General features: G+C 34.2%; 15 protein-coding genes. 8 read left to right on the forward strand and 7 right to left on the reverse strand.

The window, feature by feature from the left end:
• Positions 1-14: 14 nt before the first annotated feature.
• Positions 15-2,663, reverse strand: coding sequence for a DNA gyrase subunit A (gene gyrA / locus AB3G34_RS08440; RefSeq protein WP_369752132.1), 2,649 nt, complete (start codon positions 2,661-2,663; stop codon positions 15-17).
• A 254-nt stretch (positions 2,664-2,917) separates the two neighbouring features.
• Here gyrA and AB3G34_RS08445 point away from each other — a divergent pair, with 254 nt between their 5' ends.
• The 3 genes from AB3G34_RS08445 (at position 2,918) to AB3G34_RS08455 (ending at position 7,490) form a co-directional block, all read left to right on the forward strand.
• A complete protein-coding gene (locus AB3G34_RS08445; RefSeq protein WP_367753915.1) occupies positions 2,918-5,467 on the forward strand; it encodes an ATP-dependent Clp protease ATP-binding subunit in 2,550 nt (849 codons plus the stop codon).
• Positions 5,468-5,606: 139 nt separating this feature from the next.
• Positions 5,607-6,977 (forward strand): 30S ribosomal protein S6--L-glutamate ligase, encoded by a 1,371-nt coding sequence (gene rimK, locus AB3G34_RS08450; RefSeq protein ID WP_367753917.1) that lies wholly within the window; start codon positions 5,607-5,609, stop codon positions 6,975-6,977.
• Positions 6,978-7,031: 54 nt separating this feature from the next.
• Positions 7,032-7,490, forward strand: a complete 459-nt coding sequence (locus AB3G34_RS08455; RefSeq protein ID WP_369754090.1) for a DUF421 domain-containing protein — start codon at positions 7,032-7,034, stop codon at positions 7,488-7,490.
• A 100-nt stretch (positions 7,491-7,590) separates the two neighbouring features.
• Here AB3G34_RS08455 and AB3G34_RS08460 read toward each other — a convergent pair whose 3' ends face one another.
• The 3 genes from AB3G34_RS08460 to hutH are packed head-to-tail and all read right to left on the reverse strand — an operon-like array spanning position 7,591 to position 11,186.
• The gene (locus AB3G34_RS08460; RefSeq protein ID WP_369752133.1) at positions 7,591-8,943 is read right to left on the reverse strand and encodes an anion permease; all 1,353 of its coding nucleotides are present in this window, start codon (positions 8,941-8,943) and stop codon (positions 7,591-7,593) included.
• A gap of 36 nt (positions 8,944-8,979) precedes the next feature.
• Entirely contained in the window at positions 8,980-9,624 is a 645-nt protein-coding gene (locus AB3G34_RS08465) for a DUF47 domain-containing protein (protein WP_367753923.1), read from the reverse strand.
• A gap of 53 nt (positions 9,625-9,677) precedes the next feature.
• Entirely contained in the window at positions 9,678-11,186 is a 1,509-nt protein-coding gene (gene hutH, locus AB3G34_RS08470) for a histidine ammonia-lyase (protein ID WP_369752134.1), read from the reverse strand.
• A gap of 662 nt (positions 11,187-11,848) precedes the next feature.
• On the opposite strand from hutH, the gene thrA reads away from it, so the two are divergent.
• The 5 genes from thrA (at position 11,849) to AB3G34_RS08495 (ending at position 17,621) form a co-directional block, all read left to right on the forward strand.
• Positions 11,849-14,296 (forward strand): bifunctional aspartate kinase/homoserine dehydrogenase I, encoded by a 2,448-nt coding sequence (gene thrA / locus AB3G34_RS08475; protein WP_369752135.1) that lies wholly within the window; start codon positions 11,849-11,851, stop codon positions 14,294-14,296.
• 95 nt (positions 14,297-14,391) lie between these two features.
• Positions 14,392-15,312, forward strand: coding sequence for a homoserine kinase (locus AB3G34_RS08480; RefSeq protein WP_369752136.1), 921 nt, complete (start codon positions 14,392-14,394; stop codon positions 15,310-15,312).
• 117 nt (positions 15,313-15,429) lie between these two features.
• The gene (gene thrC, locus AB3G34_RS08485; RefSeq protein WP_369752137.1) at positions 15,430-16,719 is read left to right on the forward strand and encodes a threonine synthase; all 1,290 of its coding nucleotides are present in this window, start codon (positions 15,430-15,432) and stop codon (positions 16,717-16,719) included.
• Between the two features lie 273 nt (positions 16,720-16,992).
• Entirely contained in the window at positions 16,993-17,220 is a 228-nt protein-coding gene (locus tag AB3G34_RS08490) for a hypothetical protein (protein WP_367770754.1), read from the forward strand.
• A 260-nt stretch (positions 17,221-17,480) separates the two neighbouring features.
• A complete protein-coding gene (locus AB3G34_RS08495) occupies positions 17,481-17,621 on the forward strand; it encodes a hypothetical protein (protein WP_369752138.1) in 141 nt (46 codons plus the stop codon).
• A 3-nt stretch (positions 17,622-17,624) separates the two neighbouring features.
• On the opposite strand, the gene AB3G34_RS08500 is transcribed toward AB3G34_RS08495, so the two are convergent.
• The 3 genes from AB3G34_RS08500 to AB3G34_RS08510 are packed head-to-tail and all read right to left on the reverse strand — an operon-like array spanning position 17,625 to position 19,582.
• Complete coding sequence (locus AB3G34_RS08500) at positions 17,625-18,512, reverse strand: helix-turn-helix domain-containing protein (protein ID WP_369752139.1); 888 nt, start codon at positions 18,510-18,512, stop codon at positions 17,625-17,627.
• A 24-nt stretch (positions 18,513-18,536) separates the two neighbouring features.
• The gene (locus AB3G34_RS08505) at positions 18,537-19,163 is read right to left on the reverse strand and encodes a pyridoxamine 5'-phosphate oxidase family protein (protein WP_369752140.1); all 627 of its coding nucleotides are present in this window, start codon (positions 19,161-19,163) and stop codon (positions 18,537-18,539) included.
• A gap of 5 nt (positions 19,164-19,168) precedes the next feature.
• On the reverse strand, positions 19,169-19,582 hold the full coding sequence (locus AB3G34_RS08510; RefSeq protein WP_369752141.1) for a DUF1348 family protein: 414 nt from the start codon (positions 19,580-19,582) through the stop codon (positions 19,169-19,171).
• Between the last annotated feature and the right edge of the window lie 431 nt (positions 19,583-20,013).

Consider the following 20,013-nt stretch of genomic DNA (forward strand, 5'->3'; position numbering starts at 1 on the left):
TTTATTTATTTAAACTATGCTTCATCGTCGTCTGAGTCATCCTCTTCAACCTCATCTTCAACTTCCTCGTCTTCTTCGTCATTTGAATCATCATCAACTCCTACTTCTTCTTCAAGAACTTCAAGAACAGGTTTCACCCTTTCAATTGTCTCTACTTCGATAACATTTCCGTCTTCGTCAACAACAACCTCTTCTTCATCATCCTTCATTACTTTTGTAACTGCAGCAATAGAATCTTTCCCTTTTAGATTAATCAGTTTCACACCTTGAGTAGCACGTCCCATCACTCGTAAATCTTCAACCGCCATTCTAATAGTCAATCCTGATTTATTGATGATCATTAAATCATCTGCATCAGTTACTGCATTAATAGAGATAAGACTTCCTGTTTTCTCAGTGATATTTAAAGTTTTCACTCCTTTACCACCACGATTAGTTATACGGTAAACATCTTCTCCATCTTCATCAACTAATTTAGTACGTTTTCCGTATCCATTTTCAGTTACTACTAAGACTTGAGAATCGTTTACAGCATCCTTATCTACAGTAATCATGCCAATCACTTCATCATTATCATCTTTAAGAGAAATTCCACGTACTCCAGAAGCTGTTCTTCCCATTGGACGCGTCTTAGTTTCTTCAAAACGAACTAACTTCCCAGACTTAACAGCTAATATAATTTGGCTTTCACCATTTGTCAATTTAGCTTCCAATAATTCATCACCTTCTTTAATAGTAATAGCGGCAACCCCATTTATTCTAGGTTTAGAATATTTCTCTAATGATGTTTTCTTAACCTGACCTTTTTTAGTCACCATAACTAAGTTATGACTCTTAATATAATCTTGGTCTTTTAGATCTTGAGTACAAATAAACGCTTTCACTTTATCATCACTCTCTATATTTACCAAATTCTGGATTGCTCTCCCTTTAGCCGTTTTACTTCCTTCAGGAATTTCATAAACACGCATCCAGAAACATTTCCCTTTTTGAGTAAAGAACATCATATATTGATGATTTGTTGCCACAAACATATGCTCTAAGAAATCTTGATCTCTCGTTCCAGCACTTTTTTGTCCAACTCCTCCTCTATTTTGAGTTTTATATTCCGTTAGATTTGTACGCTTAATATATCCTGCATGTGAAATTGTAATTACTACATTTTCATCAGCAATTAAATCTTCGATACTTACATCCCCACCAGAATACTCTATTTGAGAACGACGTTCATCACCATATTTATCCCGAATTTCTTCTAATTCTTCTTTGATCAATGCAGTTCTTAAGTTCACATCTGCTAATAACGCTTTCAAATGTTCAATTAATTTCATCAATTCGTCATACTCAGCTCTTAACTTGTCTTGTTCCAGACCAGTTAATTGACGCAAACGCATTTCTACAATTGCACGCGCTTGAATATCTGACAATTTAAATCTTTCGATTAATTTTTCTCTAGCTTCCTCAGTGTTTTTAGAACCTCTAATTAAGGCAATCACTTCGTCAATATTATCAGAAGCAATGATTAATCCTTCTAAAATATGTGCTCTAGCCTCTGCTTTTTTTAGTTCAAATTGAGTTCTTCGAGTCACTACATCATGACGGTGTTCTACAAAATAATGAATCAAGTCTTTCAGATTCAACATTTGAGGACGACCTTTTACAATTGCAATGTTATTAACACTAAAAGAAGATTGCAGTTGGGTATACTTATACAAAGTATTCAAAACTACGTTAGGCGTAGCGTCACGTTTCAAGATATAAACGATACGCATACCGTTTCTATCTGATTCATCACGAATATTTGCAATACCCTCTATTTTTTTTTCATTTACTAAGTCAGCAGTACGCTTAATCATATCTGCCTTATTGACTTGATAAGGAATTTCAGTTACAATAATAGATTCTCTACCATCCACTTCTTCAAAGCCAACTTTGGCGCGCATCACTACTCTACCTCTACCTGTTTTAAAAGCTTCTCGAACTCCTTCATAACCATAAATTATACCACCGGTAGGGAAATCTGGTGCTTTAATGTGGTTCATTAATTCATCAACCTCAATGTCATTATTGTCCATATAGGCCAATGTCCCATTAATTACTTCCGTAAGATTGTGAGGAGGCATATTAGTAGCCATACCTACTGCAATACCTGTGGCACCGTTTATCAATAAAGTAGGAACACGAGTTGGCATTACTGTTGGCTCTTGAAGCGTATCATCAAAATTTAATTTAAAATCAACTGTTTCTTTATCAATATCCGCTAAAATTTCTTCCGAAATCTTACGCATTCTAGCCTCCGTATAACGCATTGCAGCAGGACTATCTCCATCTACTGAACCAAAGTTACCTTGACCATCAATTAATAAATAACGCATACTCCATTCTTGAGCCATACGAACCATGGCGTCATAAACTGAGGTATCTCCGTGAGGGTGATACTTACCTAAAACTTCTCCGACAATTCTTGCGGACTTTTTGTGCGCAGATCTTGAATTAACTCCTAAATCATGCATACCAAATAGTACTCGACGATGTACTGGTTTCAAGCCATCTCTAACATCTGGAAGTGCTCTTGATACAATTACTGACATCGAATAATCAATGTAAGCCGTTTTCATTTCATCTTCTATGTTAATAGGAATTAACTTTTCTCCTTCAGACATAAGTTGTTATATTAAATAATTATATTAGTTTCAAAACGTGCCAATATACGGCTTTCTGAAATTTTTCAAAGCATTTTAACTTACTTATTTCAATGATTTATTAACAAATTAACATTCGCTTTTGTTTAATAAATTAACAAATATTCAACATTATTTTATCTTTTTTTTTGTCAATTAGCTGACACGACTTCTTAGGAACGATTTTTGTTTTTCAAATAGTAATTCACTAAATTTACATATACTAAATATATATTATGGATGATAATTTTTCACCAAGAGTAAAAGACGTTATAACCTATAGCAAAGAAGAAGCTTTGCGATTGGGTCATGACTTTATAGGTACTGAACACTTGATGCTAGGTATCCTTCGAGATGGTAATGGTAAAGCAATTCAAATATTAAATAACCTTTCTGTTGATTTAGATCATTTAAGACGAAAGGTCGAAATACTTAGCCCCGCAAACCCTACTTTAGATACTAATGTAGAAAAGAAAAACCTACACTTGACACGTCAAGCCGAGCGCGCATTGAAGACTACTTTTCTAGAAGCAAAAGTGTTTCAAAGTTCCTCTGTAAGTACTGCACATTTATTATTGTGCATATTAAGAAATGAAAACGATCCCACAACCAAGCTATTAAATAAACTTAAAATAGATTATGACGTAGCTAAAGAACAGTACATAAATATGACACCAAACGAAGAAGAATTCTTAGAAAATTTACCAAGAGCAACCGACTCCTACAATGAAGATTCAGGACAAGATGACAGTCTTAAAGAAGGTAATTTTAATAATCCCGCCAATAAATCCAACAAAAAATCCAAAACACCTGTTTTAGATAATTTCGGAAGAGATTTAACCGAAATGGCCGAAGAAGGAAAATTAGATCCTGTTGTAGGACGTGAAAAAGAAATTGAACGTGTTTGCCAAATTTTGAGCCGACGTAAAAAAAACAATCCACTGCTTATAGGAGAACCTGGAGTTGGTAAATCTGCTATTGCAGAAGGTTTAGCTTTACGCATCATACAAAAGAAAGTGTCAAGAATCCTATTCAACAAAAGGGTAGTAACATTGGATCTAGCTAGTCTTGTTGCGGGAACTAAATACAGAGGTCAGTTCGAAGAGCGCATGAAAGCGGTAATGAATGAATTGGAAAAAAATGATGATATCATCCTTTTCATTGATGAAATTCACACCATTGTTGGTGCTGGAGGAGCAACTGGTTCACTAGATGCATCTAACATGTTTAAACCTGCATTAGCAAGAGGAGAAATCCAATGTATTGGAGCAACTACTCTTGATGAATACAGACAATATATTGAAAAAGACGGTGCTTTAGAAAGACGTTTCCAAAAGATAATTGTTGAACCAACATCAGTTGAGGAAACGATTACGATTTTAAATAATATCAAAAACAAATACGAGGACCATCATAATGTTACTTATACACCCGAAGCGATTGAGGCTTGTGTAAAGTTGACAAATAGATACATGTCTGAACGATTTTTACCAGACAAGGCTATCGATGCTTTAGACGAAGCAGGTTCACGTGTTCATATTACCAATATTGAGGTACCTAAAAAAATTCTTGATTTAGAACGTCAATTAGAAGATATCCGTGAACTAAAAAATGTTGTTGTCAAAAAACAAAAATATGAGGAAGCAGCTAAACTTCGTGATGATGAAAAACGCATCGAAAAAGAATTAGCAATTGCTCAAGAACAATGGGAAGAGGATGCTAAAAACAACCGAATCGAAGTTACAGAGGACAATGTTGCCGATGTAGTTTCGATGATGACAGGAATTCCTGTTAATCGTATCGCTCAAACCGAAAGTAACAAATTAGCCAAACTACCGGAGCTCATAGAAAGCAAAGTAGTTGGACAAAATGAAGCTGTACTTAAAATTGCGCGTTCAATTCAAAGAAATCGCGCAGGATTGAAAGACCCAAATAGACCTATTGGTTCATTTATCTTTCTTGGTCAAACAGGAGTTGGAAAAACACAATTGGCCAAAGTTCTAGCTAAAGAATTATTTGATTCCGAAGATGCATTGGTTCGTATTGACATGAGTGAATACATGGAGAAATTTGCAATTTCGCGTTTAGTTGGAGCGCCTCCAGGATACGTTGGATACGAAGAAGGTGGACAATTAACTGAGAAAGTACGTCGCAAACCTTATTGTGTTGTTTTATTAGATGAAATAGAAAAAGCACATCCTGATGTTTTCAATATGTTGCTACAAGTTCTTGATGATGGGTATTTGACAGATAGCTTAGGCCGAAAAATTGATTTCAAAAATACAATCATCATCATGACTTCTAATGTAGGAGCACGACAATTGAAAGATTTTGGTCAAGGTGTTGGTTTTGGTACCGCTGCCAAAGTTGCTCAAGCAGATGATAATTCAAAAAGTATTATTGAAAATGCGCTTAAGAAAACATTTGCACCCGAATTTTTAAACAGAATTGATGACGTAATCGTTTTCAACGCTTTAGAAAAACACGATATTGATTTGATTATCGAAATTGAATTAAAAAAATTATATGCTAGAGTTTCTGAATTAGGATACCAATTAACCCTTTCTGATAAAGCAAAATCTTTTATTGCTGAAAAAGGATTTGACAGACAATTTGGAGCTAGGCCTCTAAAAAGAGCCATTCAAAAATATGTTGAAGATGCGCTTGCTGAAGAAATTATAACTTCAAAAATTACATCAGGAGATGAGATTTTTATGGATATAGAAGATGGAGCACAAGAATTAAATGTACATGTACATAAAGCTGGTGAACCAACAAACCCATAAGCATACATCCTCTAATTTATTAAAGAGTCCGTTACTTTATATAAAGTAACGGACTTTTTCTTTACGTTAATTATACCCAATATTAAAAACATATATTTACATTTGAATTTTATAATACAAATCAAACAAAAATAAAAATATGCCTCTAAATAAAGTAATACTAGGGAGTGAGGAATGGTGTTCTTTTCCTGAATTAGGAATCCCCACGATTAAAGCACGTGTAGATTCGGGCGCAAAAACATCGGCTCTACATGCAATAAATATTGCTCCTTTCATAAAAAACGAATCCAATTGGGTACGATTTGACATAAATCCTATTCAAAACAACCTTAAGACCGTTATTCATTGCGAAGCTCCTTTAATCGACAAAAGAATAGTCAAAAGCTCTAGTGGATTTAGAGAACAACGGTATGTAATTCAAACTAATTTACAAATTGGAGAATCAACATGGCCTATCGAAATGACATTGACCAACAGAGATTCAATGGGGTTTCGAATGCTTTTGGGTAGAGAAGCCATGAGTGGTCGAGTCCTTGTTGATCCAGAGCAAAAATACCTTTTAGGTCAACCCACTTCAGAAGCACTAAAAGAATTATATGTAAATGCTGAAAAAGCACCAACAGGTCTCCGCATTGGTGTCTTGGCCAGTAATCCTGAATTATACTCTAACAAACGTATCATGGAAGCGGGTGAAATGCGTGGTCACGAAATGCATTTTTTAAACATTAAAGAATGTTATATGAGACTAGACGCTCAAACTCCCGAAATTCATTATAGAGGCGGTATCATTTTAAATCAATTTGACGCTATTATTCCAAGAATACGACCAAGTATCACTTTTTATGGTTGCGCTTTAACTAGGCAATTTGAAGCATTAAAAGTATTTTGCTTAAATTCTGCAAGCGCTATTACACAATCTCGCGACAAGTTATATTCCCTCCAATTATTATTAAATAGCGGTATTGGTATTCCTACTACTGGATTTGCTAATTCTCCACTGGACACAAATGATTTAATAAAAATGGTAGGCGGTTCTCCATTAATTGTAAAGTTATTAGAAGGAACTCAAGGAAAAGGAGTTGTACTCGCTGAAACAAAAAAAGCGGCAGAAAGTGTTATTAATGCATTTAAAAGTGTAAATGCCAATATTTTAGTTCAAGAGTTTATCAAAGAAGCCGATGGAAAAGACATTCGCTGTTTTGTGATCGACGGAAAAGTAGTCGCTTCTATTCAACGTGAAGCTATGCCAGGTGAATTTAGAGCTAACATACACCTTGGCGGAACAGCCACAGTAATAAAAGCAACTTCCGAAGAAAAACGCATAGCCATAAAAGCGGCAAAAGCGATGGACTTAAAAGTAGCAGGTGTAGATATTATTCGTTCTGCAAAAGGGCCATTACTATTAGAAGTAAATTCTTCTCCAGGACTTGAAGGAATCGAAGGCGCCACAAACAAAGATATCGCAGGCGAAATGATTAAAGCCATCGAGAAGAATTTTAAGATAAAATAAAAAGTGAATCCTTATCTTGACATAGTCATTCGAAGTGCAACTGTATATTTTTTTATGGTGATTGCTTTGCGCATCTTTGGTAAGAAAGAATTGTCACAGCTCAATACAGCCGATGTTATTTTGATATTACTAATTAGTAATTCGGTTCAAAATGCAATGGTTGGGAACAACACGAGTCTTTACGGAGGCTTAGTTGCTGCGACAATTTTATTTGGCATCAATTTTATTTTAAAAAAGTTAATGTTCAAATATCAAAAATTCAATAATTTCTTTATAGAAAAGCCTGAGATTTTAATTCACAATGGAACATTAGAATTTAAAACTTTAAGTAAGTTAAACATCACCTCTGAAGAATTGAGAGAAGCAATGAGAGAACATGGAGTGGAGCATTTTAAGGACGTGAAATTATCAATGTTAGAGATTGATGGCAACATTAGTATTATTACTGGCAATATCAATTTGAAACAGAGTCTTTATAAAAGAAAGAAAAAAGTAAAAAAAACAATCCACTAGTTTAAAAAAAATAACTTTTACTGACTTATAAAAACAAAAAGAGATCCAAGTTTAATTTAAAACTGGATCTCTTTTTTTTTAGTAAATATTTATTTTCAGATTATATAAACAATCTTAGAATATAATATACTAACCCTGCCAATAATCCTGAAACCGGAATAGTTAAAACCCATGCCCATAACAAACTTACCGTTACACCCCAACGAACAGCCGAAATACGTTTAGTCAAACCTACCCCTATTATCGAACCCGTTATAGTATGAGTTGTACTTACTGGAACTTTAAAATGCTCCGTAAAATAAAGTGTCAAAGCTCCAGCAGTTTCTGCAGCAACTCCTTCAAATGATGTTACTTTAGTGATTTTTGACCCCATTGTTTTTACAATTTTCCAGCCACCACTTAAAGTTCCTATAGCAATAGCAGTATAACAAGCCAATGGAATCCATTCTGGCATTACTCCTTTAATTCCTTTTTCATCATTTGGCAAAACCACTTGCAACCATTCAGGAAGACTTACAATATCAACACCGCTGGTCTTAATATAAACAGCTACTGCTGCTGCAATAATTCCCATTACTTTTTGCGAATCATTTCCTCCATGTCCTAAACTAAAAGCTGCCGAAGACAACAACTGCATTTTTTTCAAAACCGCATCCGCTCTATGTAAATTTAAACTACTAAATACTAAAGCAAAAATGGATATCGATATGATTATAAAAGCTACTAAAAACCACTTTATATTGTGTGATTCAAATACTATACTCCAAAAAACAGAAGTTACAAATCTTGGGTTTTCTATTTTTTCGAAAGGTACCATTTGGTTATAAACAAATAAAACAGAGCCAATCATTAATGCTATTGTAAACAATTTAGGCAACAAGCTCTTCTTTGAGGCATTGAGTAACCAAATAGAAATAAAATACGACATGACTGCTCCTAAAAGAGGTGCCAATACAATAAATGCAATGATAATAACGACACCTGAAGGCATCCCTCCATCTTTGCCTGCTTTGTACCAACTTACAATATTATACCAGTGCTTGATGTGTTCTACTCCGTCTTCAACAATAACATAATCAGAAAATCCGTGTACGGCAATGGCATGAGCAATAGCCGCTCCAGCAAAACCTCCAATCAAAGTATGAGAGGAACTAGAAGGTATCCCTTGCCACCAAGTAATTAGATTCCAGATGATGGCCGCAACAACTCCCGCAAGAATTACGGTCAAGTTAATCTGGCTAGAATCAGCCGTTTTTGCAACAGTATTAGCAACACCTAAACCAAAAACCCAGTACGCTAAGAAATTAAAAAAAGCAGCCCATACAACTGCTTGAAATGGGGAAAGAACTTTGGTTGCAACTACGGTAGCAATGGCATTTGCGGCATCGTGAAAACCATTGATGTAATCAAAAATCAAGGCCAATACTATAATAACTATTAGTAGAGTAAACATAATTTTAATTGAAAGATTTAGAAATTTTCGAAATTTTTAAGAATGCTTAACGGCAATTGATTCTAAAACACTTGCAACACTTTTACATTTATCAGTCGCAGTTTCTAAAATAGATAATACTTCTTTATATTTAATTATGTTTTTAGCATCTGTTTCATTTTCAAAAATCTCAAAAACAGCTTTATTATAAACTGTATCTGATTTATTTTCTAATTTCGAAATTCTAGCACAAGCTGCAGTAATATTTGGAATATTTTTTAAATTCCTCAACTCCTTAACTGCTGCATCAATATTTTGACAAGCGTCAAGATTGATTTCTGTTAATTTTCTAATTGACTTCGTAATTTTATCCACTTGATACAAGCGCATAATACTAGAAGCACCGTGCAAACGGTCTGCCACATTATCAATTGAAGTCACTAATGAGTGAATATCTTCTCTGTCAAATGGAGTAATGAAATTTCTACTCAACTCTAGATTAGTTTGGCGCGTAATATCCTCTCCTTTTTGTTCTAATGCATCAATCTTTTGAAAAAGAACTTCTCTTTCCTTCAAAGGAAGATTCACTGCCTCATGTAAATTGGAAGCTAATTCAATTAAATTACTAGATGCCTCTTCGAAAAGAGGAAAGAATTTTTTATCCTTCGGAACTAAAAATTGGAATATACTATTTAATGACATTTTATATTTTTTTAGGGTACAAATTTAATTGATTTATTTTTTGGAAACCAACCTTAATTTAACAAATCATCTTCTATTTGAAAACTGTTTAAAAAAGCAACAGTTTTCTCAATATCATAATGTAAAATTCTATCTTCCTTTACAAATGAGACTTCTTCTCTATAAGAACTCAAGAACATTTCAATAAAATCACTCGATTTTAAAGGTCTTCTAAATTCAATTGCCTGAGAAGCATTCATCAATTCAATGGCTAAAATCCGCTCCAAATTATCCATTACACGCAATGCTTTTGTAGCACCATTGGCACCCATACTCACATGATCTTCTTGTCCATTACTTGAGACAATACTATCAACACTTGCCGGTGTTGCTAATTGTTTATTTTGACTTGCAATACTTGCAGCTGTATATTGAGGAATCATTAATCCCGAATTTAATCCTGGATTATCAACTAAAAAAGCAGGTAGATTTCGCAATCCAGATATTAATTGGTACGTTCTTCTCTCAGAAATACTCCCTAATTCAGCCAAAGCAATTGCCATAAAGTCTAATGCTAATGCCAAAGGCTGACCATGAAAGTTTCCTCCTGATATAATTTGGTCACTTTCGATAAATATATTTGGGTTGTCTGTAACGGAATTAATCTCTGTTTTAAACACTTTTTTCACATAATCCATCGCATCTTTTGATGCACCATGAACCTGAGGAATACATCTAAAAGAATACGGATCTTGAACATGAGTTTTTTCTTGCTCAATAATTTCGCTTCCTTCTAAAAAGTCTTTCACGCGATTTGCCGTTACTATTTGTCCTTTATGAGGACGAATAAAATGAATTAACTCATTAAAGGGTTCTATTCTACCATCAAACCCTTCCAAAGACATTGCTCCAATTAAATCAGCTAAATAAGAGAACTTATTCGCTTTCATTAAAATGTGAGCCCCATAAGCACTCATAAATTGTGTACCATTTAATAAAGCCAGTCCTTCTTTGGATTTCAAAACGATGGGTTCCCAATTGAAACGTTCCATGATTACTTTGGAAGACACTCTATTTCCTTCAAAATAAACTTCTCCTTCTCCCAATAATGGCAAAGATAAATGAGCTAAAGGTGCTAAATCTCCAGAAGCACCCAATGAACCTTGCGTATAAATTACTGGTAATATGTCATTATTATAAAAAGCGACCAATCGCTCTACTGTTTGCAATTGTATCCCTGAATGTCCATAACTCAACGATTGAATTTTAAGCAGCAACATAAGTTTAACAATAGCTGTTGGTACTTCTTCACCAGTTCCACAAGAATGTGATTTCACTAGGTTTTCTTGCAATTTTGATAAGTTTTCATTTGAAATTTTTACATTACAAAGAGAACCAAAACCAGTATTAATTCCATAAATAGGTTCCGAATGGGAAGCCATTTTTTTATCTAGATAATCTCTACACTTTTGAATATTAACTTTTGCTTCTTCTGAAAGTTCTATCGATTTATGTTGTGCTATAATTTCTTGAACTATTTCTAGGGAAAGTATCTCGGTACTTATGTAATGTGTATTATCCATTTCGTATTGAATTTTGAGTAGCCAAAATTCAATAAATCAATATTAAAAAGCAACATATATTGCTAATAATTTAAAATACTTATCAAAACATACCTGCATTATAAATTTACCCCATAATTTACTCACAAAACCATTATAAATAAGCACTAAAACTAAAAAGCACACCCTTTTTTGCATTCAAAAAATGAAAAATGAATCAATAGAGTGGCTTATTCTTTAGCTTATACAAGCAAAAAACACCTGTTTGAATGGTTTCAAATAAAAAAAACAACAAAAAAACTACTCAAATTCTTTCCTACTTAAAAAAAAATCAACAATAGTTACAATAAAAAGCCTTTATAATAAGGAATACATAATCAGAGGTGAATAATATCCTTATTTTTGAAATATTCGCAAAAACGGAATAAAGGTTTTTCATTTTTATAAAAAACTGTATTTTTGTCACATCATAATGAACAACAACAGAACTACATATCATTCTTCGATAACAACTCAAAACAGAGTTGCCATTTCTGTTACTTCTACTTTTACTACAACAACAACTACTACCCCTTAGGGGTATACATTTTACATATAATCCAATTTTATATTTTTCTTTTTTAAGAAAGAAAGGTATTGGATGTATAAAAGACATTGCATTTTTTTAAATTAAAACAAATAAAATGAAAGTATTAAAATTTGGCGGAACTTCGGTTGCCAATGCACAAAATATAAAACTAGTCCTAGACATAGTCCAAAAACAAGCAAAACAAGATCAATTAATCGTAGTCGTATCTGCACTAAGTAAAGTAACTGATTTACTTCAGTTGGCTTCCCAAAAAGCAGCTGCAAATGATGAAGGATACAAAGAAATAGTTGCAGAAATTGAGAAAAAACACTTAGATACATTAAAAGAATTTATTCCAGTAAGCGAGCAAAGTAGTTTGTTGAGCCATATTAAAAGAATCATCAACCATCTTGAAACATTATTGGATGGCTGTTACCTTTTAGGAGAACTTTCTGCTAGAACTGCCGATACTATTTTAAGTTTTGGTGAATTATTGTCTTCTTATATTATTGCAGAAGCTTTAAAACAAAATCTAAAAAATAGCGGTTATAAAGACAGTCGCGAGTTGATTAAAACCAATACTAATTTTGGAAAAGCAGCTGTAAATTTTGAAATAACAAATCAATTAATCGTTGATTATTTTGCTTCTAATGAAAGTCAGGTAGTGGTTATGCCTGGATTTATTGCTTCGTCTGTCGATGGAATCATTACTACTTTAGGTCGTGGTGGATCCGATTATACTGCAGCAATTTTAGCTGGAGCATTAGACGTAACTGATTTAGAAATTTGGACAGATGTAAACGGAATGTTTACTGCCAACCCTAAAATTGTAAAGCAAGCGCAACCTATCGCAACAATTTCGTACCAAGAAGCAATGGAATTGTCACATTTTGGTGCCAAAGTATTATATCCCCCAACAATTCAACCTGTTTTAAGAAAAAATATTCCTATTCATATCAAGAATACTTTTGAGCCAGATGCGGAAGGAACATATATATCGAATAATGCTACTGCAAATGGAAATCCAGTAAAAGGAATCAGCCACATTGATAACATCACTTTAATCACACTGGAAGGACCTGGAATGATTGGTGTATTAGGATCTTCAAAAAGATTGTTTGAAGTTTTATCACAGGCCAATGTGAATGTTATTTTTATAACTCAAGCCTCATCCGAGCATTCTATTTGTATTGGAATTCTAAATTCAGATGCTGTAGTCGCTGAAGAAGCCATCAATAAGGCTTTTGAAATAGAGATTTTACAAAACAAAATCGAACCTTGTATTGTAGAAAAAAACCTATGCATTATTGCTTTAGTGGGTGAAAACATGAAAAACCACCAAGGATTAAGCGGTAAAATGTTTAGTACTTTAGGAAAAAACAACGTGAACATTCGTGCGATTGCTCAAGGTGCTTCAGAAAGAAACATATCGGCAGTAATTAACGAAAGAGATGTTAAAAAAGCCTTGAATACGCTTCATGAACGCTTTTTTGAAGACAACACTAAACAACTAAACCTTTTTGTTATGGGTGTTGGAAATGTAGGTGAAAAATTCATCGATCAAATCAGCCAACAAAAGAAGTTCCTAAAAGATAACTTAAAAATAAACCTAAGAGTTATTGCTTTGGCCAATTCTAGAAAAATGCTTTTTGATGAAGATGGAATTGATCTAAAATCATGGCAAACACTTTTGGACAATGGAGAAAAAGCAGACCAACAATTGTTCATTGAGCAAGTAAAAAACCTCAATTTACGCAACAGTATTTTTGTAGATATTACAGCAAATGCAAGCGTTTCTGAAACTTACGCACACTATTTAAGAGAGAGTGTTGCCGTAGTAACTTGTAATAAAATTGCTTGTTCATCAGCGTTTGACAATTATAAAAGTCTAAAAAGTTTATCTCGAAGATACAATGCTCCTTTCTTGTTTGAAACGAATGTTGGTGCAGGATTACCGATCATTGACACGGTTAAAAACTTAGTCGCATCGGGTGATAAAGTAAATAAAATACAAGCAGTTTTATCTGGAAGTTTGAATTTTATCTTTAATAATTTTGATGTCAATAATTCTTTTCATGATGTAGTGAAAGAAGCAGGTGTGCAAGGATTTACAGAGCCAGACCCAAAGATTGATTTGAGCGGAATTGATGTTGCTAGAAAGATCTTGATTTTAATTCGAGAAAGCGGTTATAAAATGGAAATTGAAGAAATTGAAAACAAATCTTTCCTTCCAATCGAATGCATGGAAACAGCAAATAATGAAGAATTCTTTAAATCCCTTACACAATATGCTAGCCATTTTGAAGGAATTTTGGCGGAAGCCAATGCCAAAGAAAGCCGCTTAAAATTTGTTGCTCAGTTTGAAGATGGAAAAGCAAGCGTAGGTTTGCAATTCATCCCAAAAGACCATCCGTTTTACAACTTAGAAGGAAAAGACAATATCGTTTTGTTTTACACGGATCGCTATGTAGACCAACCTTTATTAATAAAAGGTGCTGGTGCTGGTGCTGCGGTTACTGCTTCGGGAATTTTTGCCGATGTAATTAGGATAGGGAATGTTTAAAAATTAGTTTAAAGTTTAAAGTTTCAAGTTAAATCTTTGTTTCAAAGCACTTTTTTAACCTGAAACTTTAAACTTTAAACCTGAAACAAAAAATCATGAATGAAATAAAAATATTTTGCCCCGCTACAATTGCCAATCTATCTTGTGGATTTGATGTCCTAGGATTGTGTTTAGACAATGTGGGTGACGAAATGGTTATTCGAAAATCAGATCAAAAAGGAATACGCATCACTAAATTAGTAGGTGCCGACTTGCCTCTTGAAACCGAAAAGAACGTTGCTGGAGTTGCCGCTTTGGCGATGCTAGAAGCCTTAGATTCGGATACAGGATTTGAAATCGAAATTTACAAAAACATCAAAGCTGGAAGCGGAATTGGAAGTAGTGCTGCCAGTTCGGCAGGAGCGGTTTTTGGAATTAATGAATTGCTAGGAAGACCTTTTGAAATCAAAGATTTGGTTCCATTTGCCATGCAAGGCGAAAAACTAGCTTGCGGAAACGCTCATGCTGATAATGTGGCTCCTGCTCTATTGGGTGGTTTTACATTAGTGCGCAGTTACGCGCCGCTGGATATAATCAAAATCGAAAGTCCGTCAGAGTTATACGCTACCGTGGTTCATCCGCAAATTGAGTTAAAAACATCAGATGCACGCTCGGTATTGAAACAAACTGTTTCCCTAAAAAGCGCCATTATGCAATGGGGAAATGTAGGTGGATTAATCGCTGGTTTGTATACCAAAGATTACGATTTAATAGGTCGCTCATTACATGACGAAATTGTGGAACCGTTGCGCTCTGTATTGATTCCGGGATTTGATTTAATCAAACAAACTGCCTTAGAAAATGGTGCTTTGGGTTCTGGGATATCAGGTTCTGGTCCTTCTATTTTTGCTTTAAGCAAAGGAGAAGCTACCGCAAATAAAATTGCAAAAGCCATGAGTGCTGTTTATGACGAAATGAAATTACCGTACGAGATTCATGTTTCAAAAGTGAATCCTGATGGTGTGAGAATAATATAATATTAAATAAAAATTTAAGGTTTTTGATTAACTATTTTTGATTTTAGAAGTAACTCTTGTTGCGAGAAAATCATAAATCTAAAATCGTTAATCTCCAATCAAAAATCATTTTTACCAATGAAATACTACAGTTTAAACCATAACGCCCCAAAAGTTTCTTTTCAAGAAGCCGTAATACAAGGATTAGCAAGCGACAAAGGATTGTATTTTCCGGAAACGATAACGCCTTTACCTCAAGATTTTTTTGATACTATCGAAAATCTTAGCAATGAAGAAATTGCTTTTCAGGCGATTCGTCAATTTGTAGGTGATGAAATTCCTGAAACCAAACTGAAAGAAATTATTGCCGAAACCCTTTGCTTTGATTTCCCAGTAGTAGCAGTCGAAACAGGAATCTATTCCTTAGAATTGTTTCATGGACCTACAATGGCTTTCAAGGATGTTGGTGCGCGATTTATGTCCCGTTGTTTGGGGTATTTTAACAAAGATAAAAAAGACAGTAAAAATACGGTTCTAGTAGCGACCTCAGGAGATACAGGTGGTGCTGTAGCTAGCGGTTTCCTAGGTGTAAATGGCGTTGAAGTGATTATCCTTTACCCTTCTGGGAAAGTGAGCGACATTCAAGAGCGTCAATTGACCACTTTGGGACAAAACATTAGAGCGCTAGAAGTAGATGGTGTTTTTGATGATTGTCAGGATATGGTAAAAAAAGCGTTCTTAGATGAGAGCTTAAAACACCACAACTTGACCTCAGCGAATTCGATTAATATTGCGCGTTGGTTGCCACAAATGTTTTATTTCTTCTTTGCTTATAAAGCTTTAAAAAGCCAAAACAAACCGTTGGTTTTTTCTTGTCCTAGTGGAAACTTTGGGAATATATGCGCTGGAATTATCGCCAAAAAAATGGGATTACCTGTAGCGCATTTTGTTGCCTCAACTAATGTGAATGATACGGTACCTCGTTTCTTAGAAAACGGAATCTACGATCCTAAACCTTCTAAAGCAACGATTTCGAATGCTATGGATGTAGGTAATCCAAGTAATTTTGTTCGAATTCAGGAAATGTATCAAAACGATTTGGAGCAGTTCAAAAAAGATTTCTCTTCGTTTACGTTCTCAGATGAAGATACTATAGAAGCCATGAAAACCATTTACAATACCGATGGGTACATTGCGGAGCCGCACGGAGCTGTAGGTTATTTAGGATTGAAAAAAGAATTACAAAACCATAGTAATGCACTTGGGATTTTCTTAGAAACGGCCCACCCAATCAAGTTTTTAGATACGGTGGAACCAACATTAAATGTAAAATTACCTATTCCTGCACAAATTGAAAGTGTGTTAGGAAAAGAGAAAGTAAGTACTAAAATAAAAACCTACGAGCAATTCAAAGCATTTTTAGGATAACACTTAAAACAGCTATTATATACAAACGACTGCGAAGTGATTCTCATTCGTTTTTTTATGGACTAACCTGACTGATTATTATTTTAAAATTGGAGTAGTTTAGATAAAATTCTTTTTTTAATCCAAAATAATTTCTAATAATTTGATTATTTTGAATTATTTTATTTTCGAATTGTAAAAAAAGAACAATAAAGGTCAAAAGACTTATTTACTGGAGCTGGTGGTATTAACTTTGTGCTTTGCTTTTAAAGAATTATATTTATTAAAAAAAATATGACAAATATTAAAGAATTAGGTAGATTCCAAATTAGATCAAAAATTGCATATAATTGGATTGAAACAAAAGATGCTTTTATTACAGATAATTTACAAATTTATTATAACGAAAATTTTAACAATTGGAGATTAAAAGATACTACACTCCCATCATCAACGGATCTTACAATTATTATAATACCTTTGAAAAACGAGGAAATTAGAAGAATAAAACAATTTATATAAGAAATTATAATGCTCTTTGAAGTGTACCCCACTCGTGAGCACAAAAATAGAATGATAATTAAATAACAACGCAACTGCGTAAGGGATTGCGGCGGTATCCTTTATTTTTTTTCTTTAAAAAAATAAAGATAAAGCCAAAAGCCCGACCCCAAAGTAGCAGTTTCATTCTTTTTAAAATTAACTTTCTGCTTTGGGGTTACGCCCAAAATGTACTTGGAAAAAAGTGTTACAATTTGTTAAAATCAAACTTTTGGCCGCCAATGGAGTATTTGTACATGAGTCCGCCTTTTTGCATGGTGAATACCATCACGCCATTAGTATATTTTACATTTGCGGAAGTGCCTGCCGTTACCGCAACGGCCGAGGCTTGGGCCGCAAACTCCCTAAAACTTACCCCTTAATAATCAAGAAGTACTCATTGCACGAGCGAAACCAACAGTATCGCGATACATTTGAGGAGAGACAGCTGCATTGTTTTTAAAGAAACGACTAAAATAATGTTCGTCGTCATAGCCTAACTCATATGCGATTTCTTTTACTGCTTTATTAGATAAATACAATTCTCTTTTGGCTTCGATAATAATTCGTTCCGATATTAGAACAGTTAGGGTTTTATTGAAATGGTTCTTGGTAATTTTGGCTAATGCTTTTGGTGTGATGTGCAACAAATCGGCGTAATCACTTGCAGAATGTTTAGTTCTGAAATGCAATTCGATATAATTTTTTAAATTTTGAAGGATAAACGGTTCTTTAGTATCTGGCGCTTCCTTTGGCTCTTGAATTCCCTGCTGGTCTTTTAATCGGGAGGCCGTGATGAGCAAAATTTTTAGGTACGAAATCAACAGTTCGTACTGTGCCAAAGCTGGATTTTGCATTTCTATTTTTATCTGCTCTATTACCATATTCAGCGTATTTGAAGCAGATTCATCAATCAATACAAACGGTGGTTCGTATATGTTATTGAACAAAATACCGTTACAAGCTACTTCGGCCTGATGTTTATGAATGCAAAAAAAGTCTGGATGAAAATGCAACACTACACCTTCCATTTTTTCATGGGTAGACAACATAAAAGGTTGATAGGGTGCAAAAGCTAATAATGAATTTGCTGAAAAATCATATTCAGAGAAGTCTACTTTTACTCTGCCACTCCCCTTTTTAATCCAAATCAATGAATAATAATTAAGTCGTTGCAAGTGATCAAAAGAGCTGTTGTCTTCAAAAGTGAAAATTTTGAAAGCCAAATTCCCATTTTGAGGATTGATTAATGTAAAAGTAGCGTCGTCTAGCATCGTATTCTTTTTTTGTAAATTTAATTAAAACCCTGCTTCTTTCAATTTGGCGGCAAGCAATTTATTTTTTTCTTCCAGTTTGTTTATATACGCTTGCTGTGGTTGTAAGGCAATTTGAATTTCGTCTGCCGTAAAGCGAGCTGTAATATGTTGCGGGCAATTCCAATCATAAGCTTCAATATGAAAGACCATTATCCGCTCTCCACGAAATTTATAATCGCCTAAATCGAGTGTAGTGTAAAACTCAGGATTGTCTTTGAGTGCTACAATTTCAGTTTTAGCATAGATTTTCAGCCGTGCTTTTGCTGGATAATCCATCAAGATCAATGATACATTAGCATTGTCTACCAGATTTCCCACCGTTATATACTGTTTATTACCTGAGAAATCAATACATGCAATACGATCTTTATCCAGCACTTTTAAAAACCCTTTTGGACCACCACGGTGTTGAATGTACGGATAATTATTAGTGCCTATCGAAGCCATATAAAAACTATCCCGATTGGCAATAAATGCCATTTCGTTATGTGTCAATCCATCGACCTCGTTTAATTTTTCCATTCGTTCATAGCTATTGCGGCTACCATGAGCCTCTTGTAATGCTTTCACTGCATCAGTAAAAGCAATTTTATGGAAATGCAGTGCCATATCGATTATCTAAACTTTCGGTCTTTTTCTTCGATAGGTAAATCGTTGATGCTCGCAAAACGTTTGCGCATTAAACCATTTTCGTCAAATTCCCAATTTTCGTTACCATACGCTCGAAACCATTGCCCTTCAATGTTATGGTATTCGTACTCAAAACGAACTGCCATACGGTTTTCACGAAAACCCCACAATTCTTTTTTAAGAGTATAATTTAGCTCTTTCTCCCATTTGTGCTTCAAGAATTCCTTTACAGCTTCCCTGCCGTTGATGAACTCAGTACGGTTGCGCCATTCAGTATCAATGGTATATGCTAATGCAATACGTTCTGGGTCTTGGCTATTCCAAGCATCTTCGGCCAATTGTACTTTTTGTAAGGCAGTTTCCATATTAAAAGGCGGAAGTGGTAATTTCTGTTCCATGGGTTATTATTTTTACGATTATTATTGTTCAAATTTTAGAATATCAAAGTTATCAGATATTGCCAATCCAAAACTTAGATAATGTACGCATATCCATGGACAATTTTCTCATTTTGGGATTTTATTGGAAGCTGCCCATCCTATCAATTTTTTGGATACGGCAGAACCCACTTTAAACGTAAAACTTCCAATTGCTGCACATATTGAAAGTGTGTTAGGAAAAGATAAAGTAAGTACAAAGATTAAGTCGTACGAGCAATTTAAAGCATTTTTAGGAAAACACTTGAAACAGCTATTCTATACAAGCGACTGCGAAGTGATTCTCATTCGTTTTTTTTATCAAGACCATAACGACCTCTATTTAAGTACAATATTAGTTTTTAATAAGGAAAAAACTTAATTTTGAATCTAAAAGAAAAGATTTTATTTAT

The sequence above is a fragment of the Flavobacterium sp. WC2409 genome (genome assembly GCF_041200085.1).
GTDB lineage: Bacteria > Bacteroidota > Bacteroidia > Flavobacteriales > Flavobacteriaceae > Flavobacterium.